We start from the raw sequence: 19374 nt of genomic DNA, 5'->3' as shown, positions 1-19374 counted from the left end.
TATCAAGACAAAATAAAAGCGGGTGAACCAAGTGGAAGCCATTCGAGTGCTCATAGCGGATGATGAAAAAGAAATCAGAGATTTATTGAAAACCTATTTAAAAAGAGAGTGTTATGAGGTTGACGTGGCAGTTGACGGAGAAGATGCGTTAAGGCTGTTTGAACAAAACCATTACCACCTCGTGATATTGGATGTGATGATGCCGAAAATCGACGGCATCGAGGTTTGCAGAAGGATGAGGAATCATACGAATGTTCCGATCCTGATGCTGACCGCCAAAGACCTTGAAGGCGATAAAATTTTAGGACTGTCCATCGGTGCTGACGATTATATAACAAAGCCCTTCAGCGTGAACGAAGTGCTTGCGCGGATCAAAGCCATGCTGAGGCGCTTTTTGGTCCTCGGCAGCGAAAGCCGCTCCGATGAACAATCGTTGATTCAATTTAAAGGATTGACCATCGATTTGAAAACATATACGGTCACCGCAGGCGGACAGGAGATCTCCCTGACGGCGAAGGAGTTTGAACTGCTGAAATTTTTCGCCTCAAATCCGGGGCAGGTATTTACGAAAACGCAGCTGTTTCGAAACGCATGGAGCGATCAATACATAGAAGATGATAATACGGTCATGGTGCATATCAGAAGGCTGAGAAAAAAAATAGAGCCGGACCCTTCCGATCCGCAATTTATTCAAACCGTTTGGGGAATTGGCTATAAGTTTGTAGGTGAGAAAGATGCTGACCGATAAAAAGCTGCTGCTTCTCATTCTGCAATGTGCGGCGATTGCAGCACTTTTGTTCATCTATATGAAAACGGCTTCCCTTGGGGTTTTCAGCACAATGCTGTTTATTTTTCTGTTTGCCGTTACCGCGCTGCTGTTTACGATGAGGCTTCGCTTCATCGATCGCTTAAAGCTGATCGAAACCGAGCTGAAGCGCGTGGCGGATGGAAATTTAAGAAGAAGATTGCTGGCGAAAGGCGGTCAGCCGTTTAATGAAATCATTTTTTCCATTAACGAATTGATAGAGCAGCTTGAAAAAGTTCAAATCAACGCCGCAAAATCGGAAGCGGCCAGAAAACGGCTGCTGTCTAATATTTCCCATGATATCCGAACGCCGCTCACATCAATTATTGGCTATGTTGATGCATTAAAAGACGGGGTCGCTTCTTCAGAAGAAGAGAAACAGGAATATCTCAATATCCTTTCTAAAAAATCCAACAGCCTCAAGCAATTGATCGATGAAATATTCAACATGGCGAAATTGGACGCGAATGAAGTCCAGTTGAAAACAGAGTTTTTTGACCTTGCCGAAGTCGCTAGGGAAACGCTGATCGACTTTTTGCCGGAACTGAAAAAACATGACATTGATTTGAATGTGCAGATTCCGGAAAAGAAATGCTTTGTTATCGCAGATCGTCTCAGCTTGATCCGCGTGATCGAAAACATCGTGAGAAACGGGATTCACTATGGAAAAGCGGGAAAAGTACTTGGAATCGAACTGACGGAATCAGAGCATGAATATCAGCTTCTCATCTGGGATCAAGGTCCGGGAATTCCGGAAAGCGAGATTGAAAACGTGTTTGATAGAATGTACCGCAGAGACCGGTCGAGAAGCCTTGATGACGGGAGCGGCCTGGGGCTTGCCATCGCCAAATCGCTCGTCGAAAAAAACCGCGGACGCATATGGGCACAGAGCGTCCCGTGGGAAAAAACGACGTTTGGTTTTTCGCTGCCTAAACAAAACCATCTCCAATCATTTAAGAATTAATTAAGAATTGGTTAAGAAGAAGTTAAATCCTTCTGTTTATGATGTAGTTATAAGGCTAGTGAAAGAGAGTGGATCAACTTTGAGCACAATTATTAAAACGACGGATCTCACGAAAATGTACGGGTCGCAAAAGTCTGTAGACCATCTCAATATCAATGTAAAACAAGGAGATATATACGGCTTTTTGGGACGGAACGGCGCCGGCAAAACGACGACGATCAGAATGCTGCTGGGTCTGATCAAACCGACCAGTGGGCAGATAGAAATTTTCGGAGAAAATTTTTTCAAGAATAAAAAAGAAATTTTAAGAAGAATCGGATCTATCGTGGAAGTGCCCGGCTTTTACGCGAACTTGACGGCGAGGGAAAACCTGCTGATCAATGCGAAAATCATAGGTATCCATAAAAAAAATGCGATCGATGAAGTATTGGAGATCGTGGGCCTGCAGCATGAAACGAAAAAGCTCGTCGGCAAGTTTTCCTTGGGCATGAAACAAAGGCTGGGAATTGCAAGAGCCTTGCTTCACTATCCGGAGCTGTTGATACTGGACGAGCCGACAAACGGCTTGGACCCGATCGGGATCAAAGAAATGAGAAGACTCATTCATTCTCTCGCCAAAGAAAGAAACATCACCATCTTTATATCAAGCCACATTTTGTCTGAAATCGAACAGCTCGTCGATCATGTCGGGATCATTCATGAAGGAAAACTGCTTGAAGAAATTCCGTTTGACCATCTTAAAAAAAGAAACCGCAAATATCTGGAATTTCAATTATCCGATCAAAATAAAGCGGTCGTTCTGATGGAACAGCATTTTGATATTCATGACTACGAAGTTCACCAGGACGGGATCATCCGGGTATACTCCCATTTGGGCCAGCAGGGAAAGCTCAATAAATTGTTTGTCGAAAACGGAATAGACGTATTGAAGATTACGATGAGCGAAGACAGTCTTGAAGACTACTTCGTGAAGTTGATAGGGGGCGGGACGATTGGCTAATTTGCTATATACCGAATTGCTGAAGCTGAAACGTTCACAGATGTTTCTGGTCAGCATCTTGGGAGCGGCGGCAGCCCCTTTCATCTGTTTTATATCGTCTTTGGCTAAAAAAGCCAAGTACCCTGATGTACCGATTCGCTTCAGTGAGACCTTTTCCGATACCAACCTGTATATTGTGCTTTTGATCGGAGTCCCGTTGTATGGTGTGATTACATCATATTTATTCAATCGGGAATACGCTGAAAGCACGCTAAAGAATCTATTGACGATTCCTGTTTCAAGAATCAGCCTGATTGTCAGCAAATTGGTTCTGCTTCTCATTTGGATCATGATGCTGACGTTAATCGCCTGGGTGCTGACGCTGCTGTTCGGGCTGATCGGTCAGTTTGAAGGGCTCAGTTCGGCGGTTTTAATTGAAGGGTTTAAACAATTTATGATAGGCGGGGCACTTCTTTTCTTCCTGGTCAGTCCGATTATATTTGTGACACTGCTGTTTAAAAACTACGTGCCCACCATTATCTTTACGATCATTATATCAATGGTCAGCATTATGGTATACGGCACGGAATACAGCGCTTTATTCCCTTGGTCAGCGGTATGGGTGATCGCTTCGGGTACGTTCTTTCCGGAATATCCGCCCGAATATTCTTTTATCAGTGTTGCCGCCACAACCGTTCTTGGATTAGCCGCGACAATCGTTTACTTTAAAAAAATCGATATTCATTGATGCAGGAGAGTCTAAGGGAATGTGTGACACATGTTTGCACATTCCTCATTCCGATAAGGCTTTTTTGCACAATTTAAATGGATATATTTAGAATAAAAGTACAAAAAAGGAGATTGAAACATGTCTTTTTCAGAATTAAATATTGATGCTTTTCGTTTCATTAATGATTTGGGAAAAGAGTATTCGATGCTGAATCCGGTCGTTTACTTTCTAGCCGAATATATGATGTACTTTCTCGCATTAGGTCTTGTCGTTTATTGGCTGACCCGGACGACAAAAAACAGATTGATGGTCATTTATGCAGTCATCGCATTTGTGGTTGCCGAAATTCTCGGGAAAATCATGGGCTCTCTGCATTCCAACTATCAACCGTTTGCAACGCTTCCGAATGTCAACAAGCTGATAGAGCATGAAATTGACAATTCGTTTCCGAGCGACCATACGATTTTGTTTTTTTCAATTGGTTTTTTAATCTTTCTGTTTCACAAAAAGACGGGCTGGCTGTGGCTTGTACTTGCGTTTGCCGTGGGAATTTCCCGCATTTGGTCGGGCGTTCACTATCCGCTCGACGTTGCGGCGGGAGCCCTTCTTGGCGTGTTGTCAGCTCTGTTTGTATTCTGGACAGCACCGAAGCTGTCATTTATTCATCAAATGCTGTCCCTTTATGAAAAGGTGGAACAGCGGATTGTTCCTTCCAAAAACAAATCGAACGATAAATCGAAGAACTTTTAAAGGATGAGGCTGCCTTGGATTAGGCAGCCTTTGCTATGTGCACTCACAAATAAACGCTCGGCTTCCTCATCCTCCAAATTTAAGGCGGTTCCTGGCAGTAAGAGTATATGACCGTCTCCATGAAGGAAGACGGTCTGTCGAGTGCTTTGTTTTTTACGAGTAGGAATTTTCAGCTGTTGAATCGCATTCCAGGTAGTATAGGTTCCTCTTCTTCCTCCTTTTTTCATTCTCATTATAAAAGGTGCGAGCTGCCCATGACAAAAATTCCAAATAATAGGAATTGAATATAAGTAAAAATATGGTATAATATCGAATATATATAGGAGGTGATAATTTCCAATAGGTAATGATAAAATGGTCCATTCTGCTAGAAATCTATTTTTTCATCCATTAAAATGAGAGAACTCGGACCTCAAATTGTTTTGGATGCGGCAGTAGCTTATGGATGGCAGCTGAAGACGTACATACGAATATGATCAAAAATACGGAGGGAAACGAAATGAAAAAAGCGATTTTAGGGTTTTCTTTGTCTGCGGCGCTCCTGGTTCCATCCTCATTCGCTGCGGCTGCTGAGGACGGGCAGCTGACAAGTGAGCAAAAGGAACTGCTTGAAGCCAAGACAGAATACGTGCAATCACTTCCTGAACAGGCATCTGTCCAAAGCGGTGTGACGGCATATGCAGGAAAAAGGCTCACAATTAAAAGGGGAAGCTTCCTCGCCTGGTCGAAAGATTATATCGACTGGTACTACAACGGCAAAAAAATATCGAAAAGCAGCGGATCGCAGGATGTCGGCTACGTCTTTCCAAATGTCGTGAGGGCAAAGGGGATTAAAAGGTATTATAAGTCTTCAGGGCTTCACAAATGGAGAGCGAAAAAAACGCTGAGCTTCGGTACCGTTACACCGTGGGGAGATGTTGAATTCGCCAGCTCAACCTTTACAGACAGAAGGTGGGTCAATAAAAAAGGAAAATACGGAAATGATTAATTTGCCGTAAGCCATTTCATACAACGCTGCTAAAAGACTATTTTGAAATTAATGGCAGCGTTGTATAATGGAGAATGTTGCAACACCATCCTGATGCAAGAAAGGGTTTTTTAAATTGATCAAAATCGATGACCTGACGAAATCTTATGGAAACAAAACGGTATTCAACCGTCTCAACATGAATATCGAAAAAAACAAAGTCACCTTCCTGATGGGGGAAAACGGCGCCGGGAAAACGACGCTCCTGAAATGCCTGCTCAAGCTGGAACATTTCGAAGGCGGCATTCTGTACGACGGCGAGCCGCTTGAAGCCGTCAGGAGCAAAGTGCACGTCATCTATGACGATTCCCCGTTTTACGATCATCTGAGCGGCTATCAAAATATTAAACTGTTGATCAATCAACCTGCCGGCAAAGAAGAGCTGGAACAATTATCGCAAAAGTTCCTCGGCCGGGCGCTGCTGAAAAAAAAGGTGAAGACCTATTCATACGGACAAAAGAAAAAGCTGGCTTTAATGATCGCTGCATTAAACAAACCGTCATATTTGTTTTTGGATGAGATATCAAACGGGCTTGACTACCGGTCCATGATGGAGCTTCAGAAGCTGATCAATGACTGGTCAAGCACGATGACGATTGTTGCCGCCGGCCATCAGTTTGAGTTTTATTCCTCAATCGTCGATCAATTATACGTGTTGAAAGACGGTTCAGCTATCCACATAGACAATTTTAAAACGAATGGAGCAGAATTGGGCGATGTCTATAAAGAATATTTATAATATTTTCAAAAAAGAGCTTGCATTTCAATCGTATTCTAAAATGCTCGTCATTTTATTGCTTCCTCTATTATTCATTTCATCCGGATACATATATGTACATTATAAAAATACAATTGACAGCTATCAGCAGTTTAAAAAGACTGAAGACGAATATAAAGAACTCGGCATCGATATTAAGCAGGCGCTGGCGTCGCCCGTCAAGGTGAAGGAAGGGGAGCTGAAAAGCGAGGATGGCGACGGAGAGATCGTCGAAAATATTTTAAGGTTTGACTATGAGAATTTCGTCTTGTCCCTCCATCATCTGGAGCCCAAGCAGTCGGTTATCATGACGCTTGAGCTGATGGGCTTCATCATTTTTCCCTTGGCTTTTACACTGTATGCCATCTATATCTCCTCTTACGACATCAGGTTCAAGACGGTGAAAGTGAAAGCTGTCAGTCATGATTGGAAATCCGTTCTGTTGGCCAAACAGTGTTCGGTTTACATGGTGATGGCTGCCGCCGTGATCGCCGTTGTATGTACGGCATATGTGTCAAGCCTCGTCTTTTATTCCCTGGCTTCAAGGGCCATACCGGTCGGCGAGTTCACAATACCCGCTGTTTCAAAAAGCAATATCCCGCTTCAGCTCGTTGTCGTTTTGGCGGTCAGCTTCATTTTTTCGACGATCGGATTTTATTTGGGCGTCCTCTTCAGAAGCTTTATTACGCCTGCTTTGCTTTATATCGTTTACAGCCTGCTTATCCCTGCTTTGGGCAGGTTCGATTTGAAAAACCTGCTGTCTAATCTCGGGCATGCGGTTTTCAGTTTCAGCGGCGGCTTTAAACTGTTTACACCGGTGAAGGTGGACATGATTCCGGTCGTCATCATTTTAGCCGCATCCGTCGGCTTGCTGTCTGCGGTTACTTATTATATGGCGCACAGGCAAAGCAAATATGTCGTTTGAACAAAGAGCGCAGGCACTTGCGCTCTTTGTTCTTTTGCAAGCGACGGATGCCCGTTGGCTCAGGTTTGGCAGTCGAGTGTCAAACGGTTGGAACAACAGAATCTGCCGTCTCTGGATGAGGCGGTTTTTTTGATTGAAACCTTGTTCCTCGTAAATATTCAAAAAATTCTATATAATAATAAAGCGGTCTCAGAAATTCATGAACTTTTTAGTAAACAGCTTTTGAACAGAGGGCAGGTGAGAACAATGGCGAATCAGGATTTGAATTTGCACACGTTATATACGAGTCATACCCGCGATGCCTGGGCAAATCTCGGCGGGCATATGGCGGTAGAAATGACCGAAGAGGAAGTAAAAAGGCTTGAAGGTTTAAATGACTATCTGTCTTTGGAAGAAGTCGAAACCGTTTATGTTCCGCTGGCGAGGCTGCTTTATTTACACCGGACAACTCAATATGAACGGAACACCCGGGTGAACGGTTTTTTGAACCATCCGCACGCGGCCAAAATTCCGTTCATCATCGGGATTGCCGGAAGCGTCGCGGTTGGAAAAAGCACGACGGCCCGCATCATTCAGACTGTGCTCTCCCGTTTGCAGGAACGGCTGAAAGTCAGTCTGATCACAACCGACGGTTTTCTTTACCCCAATGCGGTGCTGACAGAAAAACAGATGATGTCGCGGAAGGGGTTTCCGGAAAGCTACGATGTCAAAGCATTGCTTGAGTTTTTAAACGATTTAAAATCCGGCAAGGAAATCGTTCGCGCACCCGTTTACTCCCATTTAACGTACGACAGATTGGAAGGGGTTTACGAAACGGTTGAACAAGCGGATATCGTCATCATCGAAGGTGTCAATGTGCTGCAGACACCGACGATCGAAGACGACCGGACAAAACCGCGGGTTTTCGTTTCCGATTTTTTTGACTTCTCGATTTATGTGGATGCCGAAGAAGACCTCATTATCAAATGGTATCTTGAACGCTTTCGCATGCTCAGAGAGACGGCATTTCAAGATCCGAGTTCTTATTTCCATAAATTCAAAGACCTTGCGGACGAAGAAGCGGACCATATGGCAAAGTCAATATGGGAGACCGTCAACCGTCCGAATTTGTATGAGAACATTCTGCCTACAAAATTCCGGTCTGATTTAATCTTGAGAAAAGGTGAAGGCCACAAGGTGGAAGAGATTCTCGTCAGACGGGTGTAGAAGAGGAGGCTTGCATGATCCATCATATTGAACTGTATGTTTCAGATTTGGAAGCGTCGAAGCGCTTTTGGGGCTGGTTTCTCGGCGAGCTCGGCTATGAGGTTTTTCAACAATGGGAAGACGGGATCAGCTGGAAAGCAAACGGCGCCTATCTCGTGCTTGTGCAGGCGAAAGAGGAGTTTGTCAAAGCGGGTTATCACAGGTGTCGCGTCGGCTTAAACCATCTTGCTTTTTACGCGGCATCCAAAGAACAAGTCGACGAAATGACAATGAAACTGAGGGAGCGGGGATGCCGCATTTTATATGAAGACAGACATCCGTTTGCCGGCGGAAGCGGGCATTATGCCTTGTATACCGAAGATCCCGATCGCATCAAAGTCGAACTTGCGGCGCCTTGAGGCGGGCGTCCGCCGGAAGGCCGGCCTTTGACCGGGCCGGCCTGGTTTCACTTAATGCTCCATCGTTTTTTTCGAACTTAATTTGACTTTTGCTTCTTCTATTTTGAGCTTCCGGAAGGCTGCCACCAGGAAAGGAACGCCGCAAATGGTGACAGCAGCCAGGATTGCAAAAGTGAAAAACGGCTTTTCCGCTCCAAAGGCGTCCAGCAGCATTCCCCCCGCCCAAGGGCCGACCACGCTTCCCAGCTGGGTGAAGCCCATAGCCCCGAAGTAAGTGCCTTTCAGCTCAGGCCGGGCAATCCGGTCGACCAGTAAATCCATCATCGAAAAGAGAAGCACTTCCCCGATCGTAAACACGATAATGATCAAGACGATGGACCATAGATCGTGGAAAAACGAGAGGCTGAACAGGCTTCCGCTAATCAGCACATTTCCGGCAATCAGCGATAAAATCGGTGAAAACCGTTTGGCGATATGTACGATCGGGTACTGTACGGCAAGCACGGCCAAGGCATTCAGCGTCAGCATCATGCCGAACACTTTCGTCCCGTCTTCGATAAACGGGCTGGCCGCCATGTATTGTGCGAGCGTCGATGTGAAGTGGGAATACCCGAATAAACAAAGAATCGAACCGATTAGTGTAATCGTAAATACCCGGTCTGTTTTTGTCACCTCCAGCGCGTCCCGCACTTTTATACGCTTATTCCGCTCAGTTGCCGGTACGGTGTGGTGTTTAAATTGAATGACCAGCACCGCCGTATAAATAAAATAAATGAAAGCCGCAATGAAAAACGGCAGCGTCGTTTTTGAAGATCCGAGGTACAGGCCTAAAAGCGGACCGAAGACGACGCCGAGGTTGATCGCGGTATAGCGGAGATTAAAGACGAAAAGGCGCGTTTCGGGTTTTGATACGTCTGAAAGCAGCGCTCTTGAAGTCGGTTCAAACAAGGCGCGGCATAATCCGTTTAAGGCATTCATGACAAAGAATGTCCAGACATGATCGGCGAGTGCGAAACCGGCGAACACGAACGTCCAGCCGAAAATCGAAACGAGCATGATGGTTTTCCGGCCGAACCGGTCTGATAAGTACCCGCCGTAAAAGCTTGCCGCAATTCCGATCAGAGAGCTCGCTGCAATGACGGCGCCGGCAAAGCCTGAAGAGGCGCCTTTCACTTGTGTCAAATAAATTGCTAAAAAAGGGATGCTCATGGCTGTGCCCATACGTCCGAAAATGGTTCCGACAATAATGGTCCAGCTGAGCGGGTGGATGTTCTGCCATTTTTGTTTCATGATAAACTCTCCGTTACGTTTTGATTTGTTTATCATACATGAAACAGATGGCGGTGAATAGAGGAATTTCTATATGCTGGATGATCAAAGGCTTCCTGCATAAAGGAAGCCGACAGGAAAAATCGATTTATGATGAGAACAAGCCTTGATTTGTGACATAATCATAGATGACATCCTCGATATGGGCATGCAGCCCCTCATTCGGTTCCTCGATCCGCCTTTCCTGCAAAGCCAGCTTCAGGATTTCTTTTTCGCCGGGGCTGAGCGGATCGGTTGCAACATTGCGTCCGTACTGCTTCAGCGCCTGTCCGAGCATTTTTTCAATCAGTTTCTCATCCATTTTTCTTCTCCTTTAGGAGCGCTTTTTCTTTTATCTTACTAGGAAAAAACGAGGTTCTCAAGGGAGCTTTCAATTTGAGCCATTAAACCGAATGCGGCGGCATTCCGAACTGGAATGATCCGCCATGTCACCTTCTTTCCAAAGAAGGTGTTTTTTATTGCTTTCAGCCAGGATTTTCTTTGGATAAAATTACGCCTGGAAATCGAACGTATATTCGGAGTATAGTATTCATACACTAATTGTACGAACATCAGTTCTTTTTGGAGGGAGAGAGATGGATTACGGTCAATATCCGTCGCGTTCGGTTTTGTGCGTTGATATGCGGAGCTTTTATGCAAGCTGTGCCGCAGTCCTGCTCGGACTTGATCCGATGACTTGCCTGCTGGCGGTTGTCGGAAACACGGAGCGGCAGGGGAGCATCGTTCTCGCTGCTTCTCCGGCTCTGAAAAGAGAGTTCGGCGTTCAAACGGGAACAAGGCTTTATCAGCTGCCGGATGATCCGCGCATCAAGCTGGTCAATCCGAAGATGGGGCTGTTTGTCCGTGTTTCTACAGAGCTCACCCGGCTGTTCTGCCGCTATGTGCCGCCTGATGCCATTCATACGTACAGCGTGGATGAAAGCTTTATTCAGGTGGACGGTGTTAAGAGCATGTGGGGAGACGCCCGAACGATTGCGATGAAAATTCAAGATGATATGGAAAGGGAGTTTGGCCTTCCCTGTGCTGTCGGAATCGGACCGAATCTGCTGATGGCAAAGCTGTGCCTTGATCTTGAAGCGAAAAAATCAGCAGACGGGGTGGCCGTCTGGGGCTACGAAGACGTGAAAACGAAGCTGTGGCCGCTGTCTCCGCTGCGCCGCATGTGGGGAATCGGCTCCAGGCTGGAAAAGACGTTAAACCGGATGGGGATTTTTACAGTCGGTCAGCTGGCTCACTATGATCTCAAGCGGCTTGAGAAAACATTCGGGGTGATGGGAAACCAGCTCTATTATCACGCTTGGGGCATCGACCTTTCAGCGATCGGAGCGCCGCTCTTGGAGGGGCAGGTCAGCTATGGAAAAAGCCAGATTTTGCTTCGCGATTATCCGAATCCGGAGGAAGTCAAGCATGTCATTCTTGAAATGTGTGAAGAAGTGGCCAAAAGGGCGCGCGCCCACCGCCAGGCGGGCCGGACCGTCAGTCTTGGCGTCGAATACAGCCGCGATGAGCTTGGCGGCGGGTTTTACCGTTCAAAAACAATGGAAAGCCCTTCAAATGTCACCCTTGATCTCTACCATACATGTCTGGCATTGTTCGAGCGGTTTTATGCCGGCAAAACGGTTCGGAAAATTTCCGTCTCTTTGTCCAATATTCAAGACGACACCAATATGCAGCTTGATCTTTTTCGTCCCGATCAGGAAAAGAAGCGGCAGCTCGGGTACGTGATGGACGGCATCAGAGAACGGCACGGATCAACAGCGCTTTTGCGGGCTGTTTCCTATACAAACGCCGGGACGGCCCGGCTGCGGTCAAAATTGGTCGGAGGCCATCAGGCATAGAAAGGAGAATCATTTATGCTTCGCGACAGAGGCAGTATCAAATGGGTTTCCATGATGCTGCCTGAGCACGTGGAATTGCTCAGGGAATATCATGAAAGCCTTCAAAAACTCAAAAAACCGATCCTGGATGAACAAAAATATGAAGAATTTAATGAAATCATTTGTGAAGCGATGGCAGAAAACAGAATGTTGCAATTTGCCTATTATCGGCAGGGGGAAGTGAAAACGCTGGCCGGCCGGATTCACTATGCCGACGCCCTGAAAAGGGAGCTGCGGATCGTAAGCCGGGCGGATGAAATATGCATTTTAAAGATGGAGGATATCATTGAGATTGAATACGATTGTCGTTTATAATAGAATCAGTATTCGGAGGTGGATAAAATGGTAAATGACATTCATTTGCCGACTGCAGCGTCTCATGCAAAGCCTGTTATCTTGAAAGGCGATACTTTGCATGAGGCGGGGTTATAAACAAATCGCCTAAAAAAAGCAAGGTATCATTTCTGATCATCCGGCTTTGCACCTTATTTTTAAATATAGATCCATAAATAAGGAGCTGGCAGAAATGAAGACACCTTTTATCAGAAATGACCAATATAATTTTATTAAGTTTCAAACGGACAGCCTTGTTCAGGGACATGCGAACATCAATGACGAAAACGTACTTGACGCTTTGAAATGCAATGCGCTCGATCAAGTGTTCAACCTGTTTCCTGATCTCAGCAGCGATCAAAAGTCTTTGCTGCAGAAGATGGCAGAAGTGGAAGACAGCGGTGAAGCGATGCGCTTTTTAGCCGAATTAAAGCCTCATGTCATTCCATTTCAGCGTATAACAGTAAAAACCGCTAAAAAGCTATTTTCTAAAGTGAAGAAGTTAAAGACGCCCGATTTTGAACAGATGGATTTCAGCGGATATTCCTACCTGGGATGGAATGATGCAGGATCAGGCAGAAAGTACATGATTGTGGATGCCGGCGGAAAGCTGACCGGAATACACGGCACCATCAAATCCAGCAATAAAAAAGGAATCTGCGCGATATGCAACAGGACCGAAGAGATCGGACTGTTCATGGCCCGGGTGAAAAGCGGGAAAGAAACCTATACAGACAGAGGCAATTATATTTGCTGTGACAGTGAAACATGCAATCAAAATGTGATGACGCTGGATCATCTGAACCATTTCGTCGCACAATTAACGAAAGAATAAACGAGAACCCCCCGGCTAAGCTTTAGCCGGGGGGTTTTATGATTTGGCTTTTAGCCTGCCTCTTTTGCAGCACTTCGCTCTCCGAAGAGACGGGTGGTCAGCCCGGGAACAGCCATACATAAGAATACGGAACGTCCAAGGCTGAATAAAAGAAAAGCGAGCCACAGCCCATGGTTTCCGAAAGCGGGCACAGCGGTAAAAAAGGCGGCCAGGAAGACGAGAACAGCCAAGAACATTGAATTTCTGACCGGGCCTATTTCAGTCGCTCCTGTAAAAATCCCGTAAAAAACGAGTCCGAAACTTGCGGCCAAAGGAAAGAGAGCGATCCAAATATCGTAGGTTTTCGCTGGTTCCAAAACGCTTTCAAGCGGTGTAAACAAGGGAAGGATTACACCTTTCAAAAGAAAGTAGCCGACTGAAAGCAGCGCGGCCGAGATCAGCGACCACTGGATCGAAAGGGAAAGCGTACGGGAATAAAGTTCCCGATCCATTCTTCCAACGGCTTTCCCGGCAAAAATGCTCGATGCATTGGCAAATCCATCAAACACATAAGCCATCATATAATGAATTTGAATTAAGATCGCATTTGCGGCCAAAACTTCAGCGCCGAAGCCGGCTCCTTTAGCCGTAAACAAATTAAAAACCGTTAAAAGGCACAATGTCCGAATCAATAGATCGCGGTTGACAACCATCATTTTTTTAAACGGTTTCGGGTCGAACAAAACCTTGACGGACGGCAGCTTAAACCGCATGGCGGCATTCGTTTTCACAAGCCAGCAGCCGATCAGGCAGCCCGTCACTTCCGCAATCAAAGTGGCTAGAGCGATGCCGTATACTTCCATGTGAAAGACGTAGACAAAAACGATGTCAAGCACGATATTCAAGACGTTCATCGAAATCTGCAAAAGCAATGTCACTTTGATAAGGGACATTCCCATCAGCCAGCCGAGAATGCAATAGCTGATTAAAGCAAATGGAGCGCCCCAAATCCTCAGCGAAAAATACTGCGAGGCGAATTCAGCGGTATGGCGGTCAGGCTGTATCAGCGTCAGCGCTGCGTATTCAAGCGGTTTTTGCAAGAGAATGAACATCAGTCCGGCAAAAACCGCGATGCAAACAGGCCGGGCAAGAGCCAAAACGCTCTCTGATCTGTTTTGGGAGCCGAGCGACTGAGCAGCGAACCCCGATGTGCTCACCCGCAAAAAGCCGAGGAGCCAATACATCGTATTAAAAATCATCGTTCCGACTGCAACACCGCCGATGTAAGCAGGGGAGGAAAGCTGCCCGGCTACCGCCGTATCGACCGCCCCCAGCAAAGGAGTGGTGATCGTTGAAATGATCAGCGGAACGGCGAGTGCTAGATAATGTCTGTGATTCATCTCTTATGACCCCCCTTAGGATTCAAACACCTGAAGCAGCTTTTTGGCATATGGGTGCCTTTCGGCAGAAAAAAGCTCTTCTTTTTTAAATTGATCGGCAATCTGCCCGTCTTTCATGACCATGATGCGATGGCTCATAAAGTGGACAGCGGCCAGATCATGGGAAATAAACAAATAGGAAAGCCCCATATCATCCTGCAAATCTTTGAGGAGGTCGAGGATCTTCGCCTGACTGGTGACATCCAGGCTTGCCGTAGGCTCATCAAAGATGATTAAAGACGGGTGAGTGCTGATGGCTCTGGCGATTAAGGCCCTTTGGAGCTGCCCGCCGCTTAATTCATGCGGATAGCGGTCAAGGAGGCTCGAGGGAAGGCCGACCATTGAGAACAGACGCTCAGCCGTCAGACGGCGGCTGCCTTGGAAGTCCTTTAAAAATGGCGGTATGTCTTGTTTGGAAACATCAAGCGGCTCCATAACTGAATCGATAATATTGAGCTTTGGATTCAATGATGCGGCCGGATTTTGAAAAACAGCCTGCAGCTTTCGGCGCAGTCTTCGGGTCTCTTTTTTGTTTATGCCGGGAAGCGGATGTTGATGAAGCCGAATCTCTCCGTGATCGATTTTTTCGAGCAGGAGAAGGCAGCGCGCGAGGGTGCTTTTCCCGCTGCCGCTCTCGCCGGCGAGCCCGAGGCATTCGCCTTTTCGAATGGAGAACGATACATTGTCAACCGCTTTGTGGCCGCAAGCGTAATGTTTTGTCAGATTGCTGACAAAAAGAACGGTTTCTGCTGAATGGGTCATCACGCACCTCCTGTTCCCGCCAGCGCCGCTTCCTTTGTTTCAGGCGCGGCTGTCAGCCTCGGCGGAGGATTTTTCAGCGGCGGGACGGCTGCGAATAAACGTCTTGTACATTCATGTGCCGGTTGTCTGATTAAATCAGCGGTTAAACCGCTTTCGACGATTTCTCCGTTTTGCATGACAGCGGTTTGATCGGCGTACCTTTTGACAAGCCGGAGGTCATGAGTGATAAAAAGGATGGCGCAGTTTGTTTTGGCGCGCATCACGGTGAGCTGTTGCAAGACGTCCGCGGCCGTGATGCTGTCTAAAGCCGTTGTCGGTTCGTCTGCGATGAGAAGCTTCGGGCGGAGCACCATCGCTTGAGCGATCGCGGCCCTTTGCAGCTGCCCGCCGCTCAATTGAAACGGGTAGCTTTCATATACTCTGTTTTCCGGCAGAGAAACCTCCCGAAAAGCGCGGAGAATCGCTTCTCTTCGCTTGTTTTTAGACCAATCGGTATGCGTTTTGACCATTTCGTCAATTTGTCTGCCGATCCGTATAAAAGGGGTGAATGCTCCGTGACAGTCCTGAAAAATACAGGCGATATCCTTTCCGCGCATGCGTCGGAGCGCTTTGCGGCCGGCTTGAAGCATCTGGCGGCCCTCAAATATCACATCTCCGCCGGACACCGTTAGTCCGTCCGGAAGCAGCCCGGCTATGGCCGAAGCGGTCAGGCTTTTTCCGCTGCCGCTTTCCCCGAGCAGCGCGAACCATTCCCCTTCATGGATCGAGAAGGAGGCATTTTTGACAATGGTGTGCTGTCGGGAGCTGATTGATAAGCCCTTAATGGATAACATCGGCATGCTAAGAAACTCCTTTCTTGTGTTTAACGTCAAACCTGTCCCTTAAACGATCACCGTACAGGTTGGACAACAGAACGATGAACATGATCGCAAGACCGGGAATCACCATAAGCTGAGGCGCATGCAAAAAGTAATGTTTTCCGTCATTCAGCATGGCGCCCCATTCCGGGTATGGAGGCTGAGCACCCAGTCCGATATAGGACAGGGCAGCAATCATTAACACCGTTTTTCCGATATCAAGTGTCGCAAGTACGGAAACGTTGCCGAGAACATGGGGCAGCAAGTGCTTTTTTAAAATCGCCCCGGAGCCTAAGCCCGTCAGCTCGGCCAAGGCGATGTAATCTTTTTGTTTTTCCGAAAACACCGTGCTGCGGACCAGCCTTGCATAGCCGACCCATTTGACAGCGACAACGGCTAATATTAAGTTCATCAGACCAGGGCCAAGCAAACCGCTTAAAACAATCGCGACAATATAGTCCGGAAACGCCATGACCGCGTCAACGATTCTCATGATCATCCGATCCAGCCGTCCGCCGAAAAAGCCGGAGACAAGCCCGACGGGAACGCCTATGAAAACGGAGATCAGAATCGCGGCCAAGGCGGTGCCGACCGTCGCTTTCGCACCGGCGATCATTCGGGAAAATATATCTCTGCCCAAATGGTCTGTCCCGAGCCAGTGCTGCAAGCTGATCGGCTGGAGACGGTTGGCCATATCTGTGCGGAGCGGATCGAACGGCAAAAAGAAGGGGACGGTGAACAGCGCCGCGGAAAACAGCAGCACGAACCACAGTCCTGTTTTGGTTCGGAATATAAGTTTGACGTTTTTTCTCATCGGCGTCCAGCCTCCTTTAAGCGAATTTCCGGATTGAGGTACCGATAGGAGAGGTCGACCAAAAGATTGATCAGGACAACCGTGATCCCCATGAAAAGAATGTACCCCTGAATGATCGGATAATCACGCTGAACGATGGCGTCAACGACAAGCTTGCCGACGCCGGGATATGCAAACAGGACTTCAATAATCACCGTGCCGCCGAGCAGGCTGCCGAGGCTGACCCCGAATATCGTGATGACAGGGACAAGACAGTGGCGAAACGCGTGAAAGAAGAAAATTCTCGCCTCGCTGATACCGCGCGCCCTGGCTGATCTGATGAAATCCTGACCAAGGCTTTCGATCAAGCTTGACCGTACAAGGCGGACATAAACGCCCGACATCGCGATCCCGAGCGTGAGAGAGGGGAGAATCAAATGTTTAAACGTTCCGGCTCCCATCGACGGCAGCCAATTCAGCCTGACGGAGAAGAGATCGATCAGTATCAATCCGAGCCAAAAGCTTGGGAGCGCGGCTCCCACTAAAGCGAGCAAGCGGCCGAGATGATCGATCCACCGATCCCGGTATAAAGCGGAAAGCGTTCCGACCGGCACGGCGATCAGCAGCATGACGAGAAGCGATGCGCCGGTCAGAAGCAATGTCGCCGGGAATTTCCGGCTGAGCTCGTCGATGACGGGTTCGTGTGTTGTATAGGATTTTCCCAAATCAAATTGGAAAAAGCGTTTAAACCAGTTCCAATATTGAATATAAACCGGTTTGTCCAAACCGAGCTCCTCTTTGAATGCCTCGATCTGCTCGTCTGTTACCGCTACATCATCTACGCGAAGCATCTGTTTCACCGGATCACCGGGAGCCGCTTTCATAAATACAAAGCTGATAAACGAAAGCAGGAATAAGAATAGAACCAGTTCAAACAGCCGCTTAGCGATCTGCTTCATTTCGTTTTCACATCCAAATCTTTCGTCAGCATATAATACTCACTTTTGCTCGTTTCCCAATTTAATACACCGTCTCGGTATGCCGTGATGTTTTCGGGAGTGACGATAAAAGAGTTCAATGTCTCCTTCTCGATCAATTCAGCTGCTTTTTTAGCAAGGCGGTCTCGCTTCTCTTTGTCGATTGTGCGGTTGAATTCCTCAATCCATTTGATCAAGGTTTGATTTTCGATGCCGCTGTAGTTTAAAGCGCCATTCGGCATATAGGCGGTGTTCAGCAAATAGCCGGCATCGCCTCTGGGCGCGGTCATCGAGCTGTATGTCGCCAAATCCCAATCATCGTTCTTCGCCAAATACTCATCGATATTTTCGACTTGGTGAATCTTAATCGAAATGCCCAGTTCCTTCGCATTTGATTCAAGAATTTGTGCGATTAAAGGCAATTCCGGACGAGACTGATAGGTTAGCAGTGTAAAAGATAAGGCTTGTCCGTCCTTCACGGCTTTGCCGTTTTCAAGCTCGTAGCCGGCTTTTTTCAGCTCAGCTTTTGCCGCTTCCAGTCCGCTCGGCTTTTGAACCGTACCGGCGGAAAACGGGAAATCCGCTAAGAAAGGTCCGTCTGCCGGCTGAGCATGCCCGTTCAAAATGCTTTCAGCGATTTCTTTGCGGTCCAGTAATGCGTCGAAGGCGCGGCGCAGGTGACGGTCAGCGAAATGATCCTTCTTTGTATTGTAGAGAATCTGGTGAACGCGCAAGCTCGGCACCGAATCAACGGTAATCGATGAATCTTTTTGAATTTGGTCAATATCCTCCACGCTCGGTCTGTAAATAATGTCGGCATCTTTTGATTGGAGAGCCATGACGCGGGCGTTTGCGTCTTCATTAAACGAAAATGTGACGTGCTTCAGCTTCGGTTTGCCGTCCCAATAATCGTCATACCGTTCTAACTCTATTTTATGGCCGGCCTCAAAAGAGGAAACTTGAAAAGGGCCCGTCCCAACGGGCTGTTGAGAAATGTTTGCTGCGCTGACGTCAATGATCGATGTGTTTGGATGAACCAACTCTGAAGGGAATTCGGGAAAAGGCTCCTTTGTTGTAATCGTCAATGTTTGTCCTGCAGCTTTGATTTCTTTAATTTTTAAGGCGTTATTCATCGCTTTGCTCTCGCGTATCGTCCGTTCTAAAGACGCTTTTACCGCTTTGGCATCCGCTTTTTTGCCATTTTGAAACGTCAGATTGTCTTTAAGGGTGAAGACCCATGTTTGTCCGTCTTTACTTTCCCAATCCTTGGCAAGCCAAGGTTCGATGGAAAGGTCAGCGCTGATTTTGACGAGCGTTTCGCTGATGCCGGCGCGGACCGCCGTATAATTGACATCGAGATTCGGGTCAAGGGTTTGACTTGGAATATTGAAAAGAAAGGTGAGTTTCTTCTCATCACCTTTCGCCGAGTCCGCGCCTCCGGAGGAGCAGGAAGCGAGAATGAAGAGAAAAACAATCGGTATGATCATGCGTTTTGCTATGTAAGCCATCGGTTACACCTCCAAAAAGTAATGGTTTCGATTTACCCTCATTATCATAGGGGATATTCCCTTTGTTGTAAACAGGAATGATTGCTCATGTTTGACGAACGTGCGGGGACAAATTTTTGAAGTCCGGCCTGCTTTTCCATATAA

21 protein-coding genes are annotated in these 19374 nt (G+C 47.1%); 13 read left to right on the top strand and 8 right to left on the bottom strand.

Annotation, left to right across the window (positions count from 1 at the left end; genetic code table 11):
- The first annotated feature begins 31 nt into the window (after window positions 1-31).
- The 10 genes from MHH76_RS12785 (at window position 32) to MHH76_RS12740 (ending at window position 8541) form a co-directional block, all read left to right on the top strand.
- Window positions 32-748 carry a response regulator transcription factor gene (locus tag MHH76_RS12785; RefSeq protein WP_020452076.1) on the top strand — a complete coding sequence of 239 codons (717 nt, stop codon included), beginning with the start codon at window positions 32-34 and terminating at the stop codon, window positions 746-748.
- On the top strand, window positions 735-1769 hold the full coding sequence (locus MHH76_RS12780; RefSeq protein WP_020452075.1) for a HAMP domain-containing sensor histidine kinase: 1035 nt from the start codon (window positions 735-737) through the stop codon (window positions 1767-1769). The genes MHH76_RS12785 and MHH76_RS12780 overlap by 14 nt, the downstream gene beginning before the upstream one ends.
- A 79-nt stretch (window positions 1770-1848) precedes the next feature.
- A complete protein-coding gene (gene bcrA / locus MHH76_RS12775; RefSeq protein WP_041817242.1) occupies window positions 1849-2769 on the top strand; it encodes a bacitracin resistance ABC transporter ATP-binding subunit BcrA in 921 nt (306 codons plus the stop codon).
- Window positions 2762-3496 carry an ABC transporter permease gene (locus MHH76_RS12770; RefSeq protein ID WP_020452073.1) on the top strand — a complete coding sequence of 245 codons (735 nt, stop codon included), beginning with the start codon at window positions 2762-2764 and terminating at the stop codon, window positions 3494-3496. Before bcrA ends, MHH76_RS12770 begins: the two co-directional genes overlap by 8 nt.
- 120 nt (window positions 3497-3616) lie before the next feature.
- Complete coding sequence (gene bcrC, locus MHH76_RS12765; RefSeq protein WP_020452072.1) at window positions 3617-4228, top strand: bacitracin resistance undecaprenyl-diphosphatase BcrC; 612 nt, start codon at window positions 3617-3619, stop codon at window positions 4226-4228.
- 445 nt (window positions 4229-4673) lie between these two features.
- On the top strand, window positions 4674-5216 hold the full coding sequence (locus MHH76_RS12760; RefSeq protein ID WP_020452071.1) for a hypothetical protein: 543 nt from the start codon (window positions 4674-4676) through the stop codon (window positions 5214-5216).
- A 115-nt stretch (window positions 5217-5331) separates the two neighbouring features.
- Window positions 5332-5994 (top strand): ATP-binding cassette domain-containing protein, encoded by a 663-nt coding sequence (locus tag MHH76_RS12755; protein WP_020452070.1) that lies wholly within the window; start codon window positions 5332-5334, stop codon window positions 5992-5994.
- Window positions 5972-6937 (top strand): ABC transporter permease, encoded by a 966-nt coding sequence (locus tag MHH76_RS12750; protein ID WP_020452069.1) that lies wholly within the window; start codon window positions 5972-5974, stop codon window positions 6935-6937. Before MHH76_RS12755 ends, MHH76_RS12750 begins: the two co-directional genes overlap by 23 nt.
- A 246-nt stretch (window positions 6938-7183) precedes the next feature.
- Window positions 7184-8143 carry a type I pantothenate kinase gene (gene coaA / locus MHH76_RS12745; RefSeq protein WP_020452068.1) on the top strand — a complete coding sequence of 320 codons (960 nt, stop codon included), beginning with the start codon at window positions 7184-7186 and terminating at the stop codon, window positions 8141-8143.
- Between the two features lie 14 nt (window positions 8144-8157).
- Window positions 8158-8541 carry a VOC family protein gene (locus MHH76_RS12740; RefSeq protein ID WP_020452067.1) on the top strand — a complete coding sequence of 128 codons (384 nt, stop codon included), beginning with the start codon at window positions 8158-8160 and terminating at the stop codon, window positions 8539-8541.
- A gap of 51 nt (window positions 8542-8592) precedes the next feature.
- Here MHH76_RS12740 and MHH76_RS12735 read toward each other — a convergent pair whose 3' ends face one another.
- Both MHH76_RS12735 and MHH76_RS12730 read right to left on the bottom strand, forming a co-directional pair.
- Window positions 8593-9831 carry an MFS transporter gene (locus MHH76_RS12735; protein ID WP_020452066.1) on the bottom strand — a complete coding sequence of 413 codons (1239 nt, stop codon included), beginning with the start codon at window positions 9829-9831 and terminating at the stop codon, window positions 8593-8595.
- Window positions 9832-9958: 127 nt separating this feature from the next.
- Window positions 9959-10171 (bottom strand): YqzH family protein, encoded by a 213-nt coding sequence (locus tag MHH76_RS12730; RefSeq protein WP_003183240.1) that lies wholly within the window; start codon window positions 10169-10171, stop codon window positions 9959-9961.
- A 274-nt stretch (window positions 10172-10445) separates the two neighbouring features.
- On the opposite strand from MHH76_RS12730, the gene MHH76_RS12725 reads away from it, so the two are divergent.
- From MHH76_RS12725 to MHH76_RS12715, 3 genes are all read left to right on the top strand, one after another.
- On the top strand, window positions 10446-11708 hold the full coding sequence (locus tag MHH76_RS12725; RefSeq protein WP_020452065.1) for a UV-damage repair protein UvrX: 1263 nt from the start codon (window positions 10446-10448) through the stop codon (window positions 11706-11708).
- A gap of 15 nt (window positions 11709-11723) precedes the next feature.
- Complete coding sequence (locus tag MHH76_RS12720) at window positions 11724-12062, top strand: YolD-like family protein (protein ID WP_020452064.1); 339 nt, start codon at window positions 11724-11726, stop codon at window positions 12060-12062.
- Between the two features lie 211 nt (window positions 12063-12273).
- Window positions 12274-12915, top strand: coding sequence for an elongation factor G-binding protein (locus MHH76_RS12715; RefSeq protein WP_020452063.1), 642 nt, complete (start codon window positions 12274-12276; stop codon window positions 12913-12915).
- Window positions 12916-12965: 50 nt separating this feature from the next.
- On the opposite strand, the gene MHH76_RS12710 is transcribed toward MHH76_RS12715, so the two are convergent.
- From MHH76_RS12710 to nikA, 6 genes are read right to left on the bottom strand one after another with little or no spacing between them, the layout of a single operon-like run.
- Entirely contained in the window at window positions 12966-14294 is a 1329-nt protein-coding gene (locus MHH76_RS12710) for an MATE family efflux transporter (protein ID WP_020452062.1), read from the bottom strand.
- A 15-nt stretch (window positions 14295-14309) separates the two neighbouring features.
- Window positions 14310-15095 (bottom strand): dipeptide/oligopeptide/nickel ABC transporter ATP-binding protein, encoded by a 786-nt coding sequence (locus tag MHH76_RS12705; protein WP_020452061.1) that lies wholly within the window; start codon window positions 15093-15095, stop codon window positions 14310-14312.
- Entirely contained in the window at window positions 15095-15934 is an 840-nt protein-coding gene (locus tag MHH76_RS12700; RefSeq protein WP_020452060.1) for an ABC transporter ATP-binding protein, read from the bottom strand. Before MHH76_RS12700 ends, MHH76_RS12705 begins: the two co-directional genes overlap by 1 nt.
- Window position 15935: 1 nt before the next feature.
- Window positions 15936-16766, bottom strand: coding sequence for a nickel transporter permease (gene nikC / locus MHH76_RS12695; RefSeq protein ID WP_020452059.1), 831 nt, complete (start codon window positions 16764-16766; stop codon window positions 15936-15938).
- Complete coding sequence (nikB, locus tag MHH76_RS12690; protein WP_020452058.1) at window positions 16763-17704, bottom strand: nickel ABC transporter permease; 942 nt, start codon at window positions 17702-17704, stop codon at window positions 16763-16765. The genes nikC and nikB overlap by 4 nt, the downstream gene beginning before the upstream one ends.
- A complete protein-coding gene (nikA, locus tag MHH76_RS12685; RefSeq protein ID WP_020452057.1) occupies window positions 17701-19230 on the bottom strand; it encodes a nickel ABC transporter substrate-binding protein in 1530 nt (509 codons plus the stop codon). The genes nikB and nikA overlap by 4 nt, the downstream gene beginning before the upstream one ends.
- Between the last annotated feature and the right edge of the window lie 144 nt (window positions 19231-19374).

This window comes from Bacillus sp. FSL L8-0193, assembly GCF_037976065.1.
Classification (GTDB): Bacteria; Bacillota; Bacilli; order Bacillales; family Bacillaceae; genus Bacillus; species Bacillus paralicheniformis.
The sequence above is the reverse complement of the archived record's forward strand: the minus strand, read 5'-3'. Positions and strand labels throughout refer to the sequence as shown.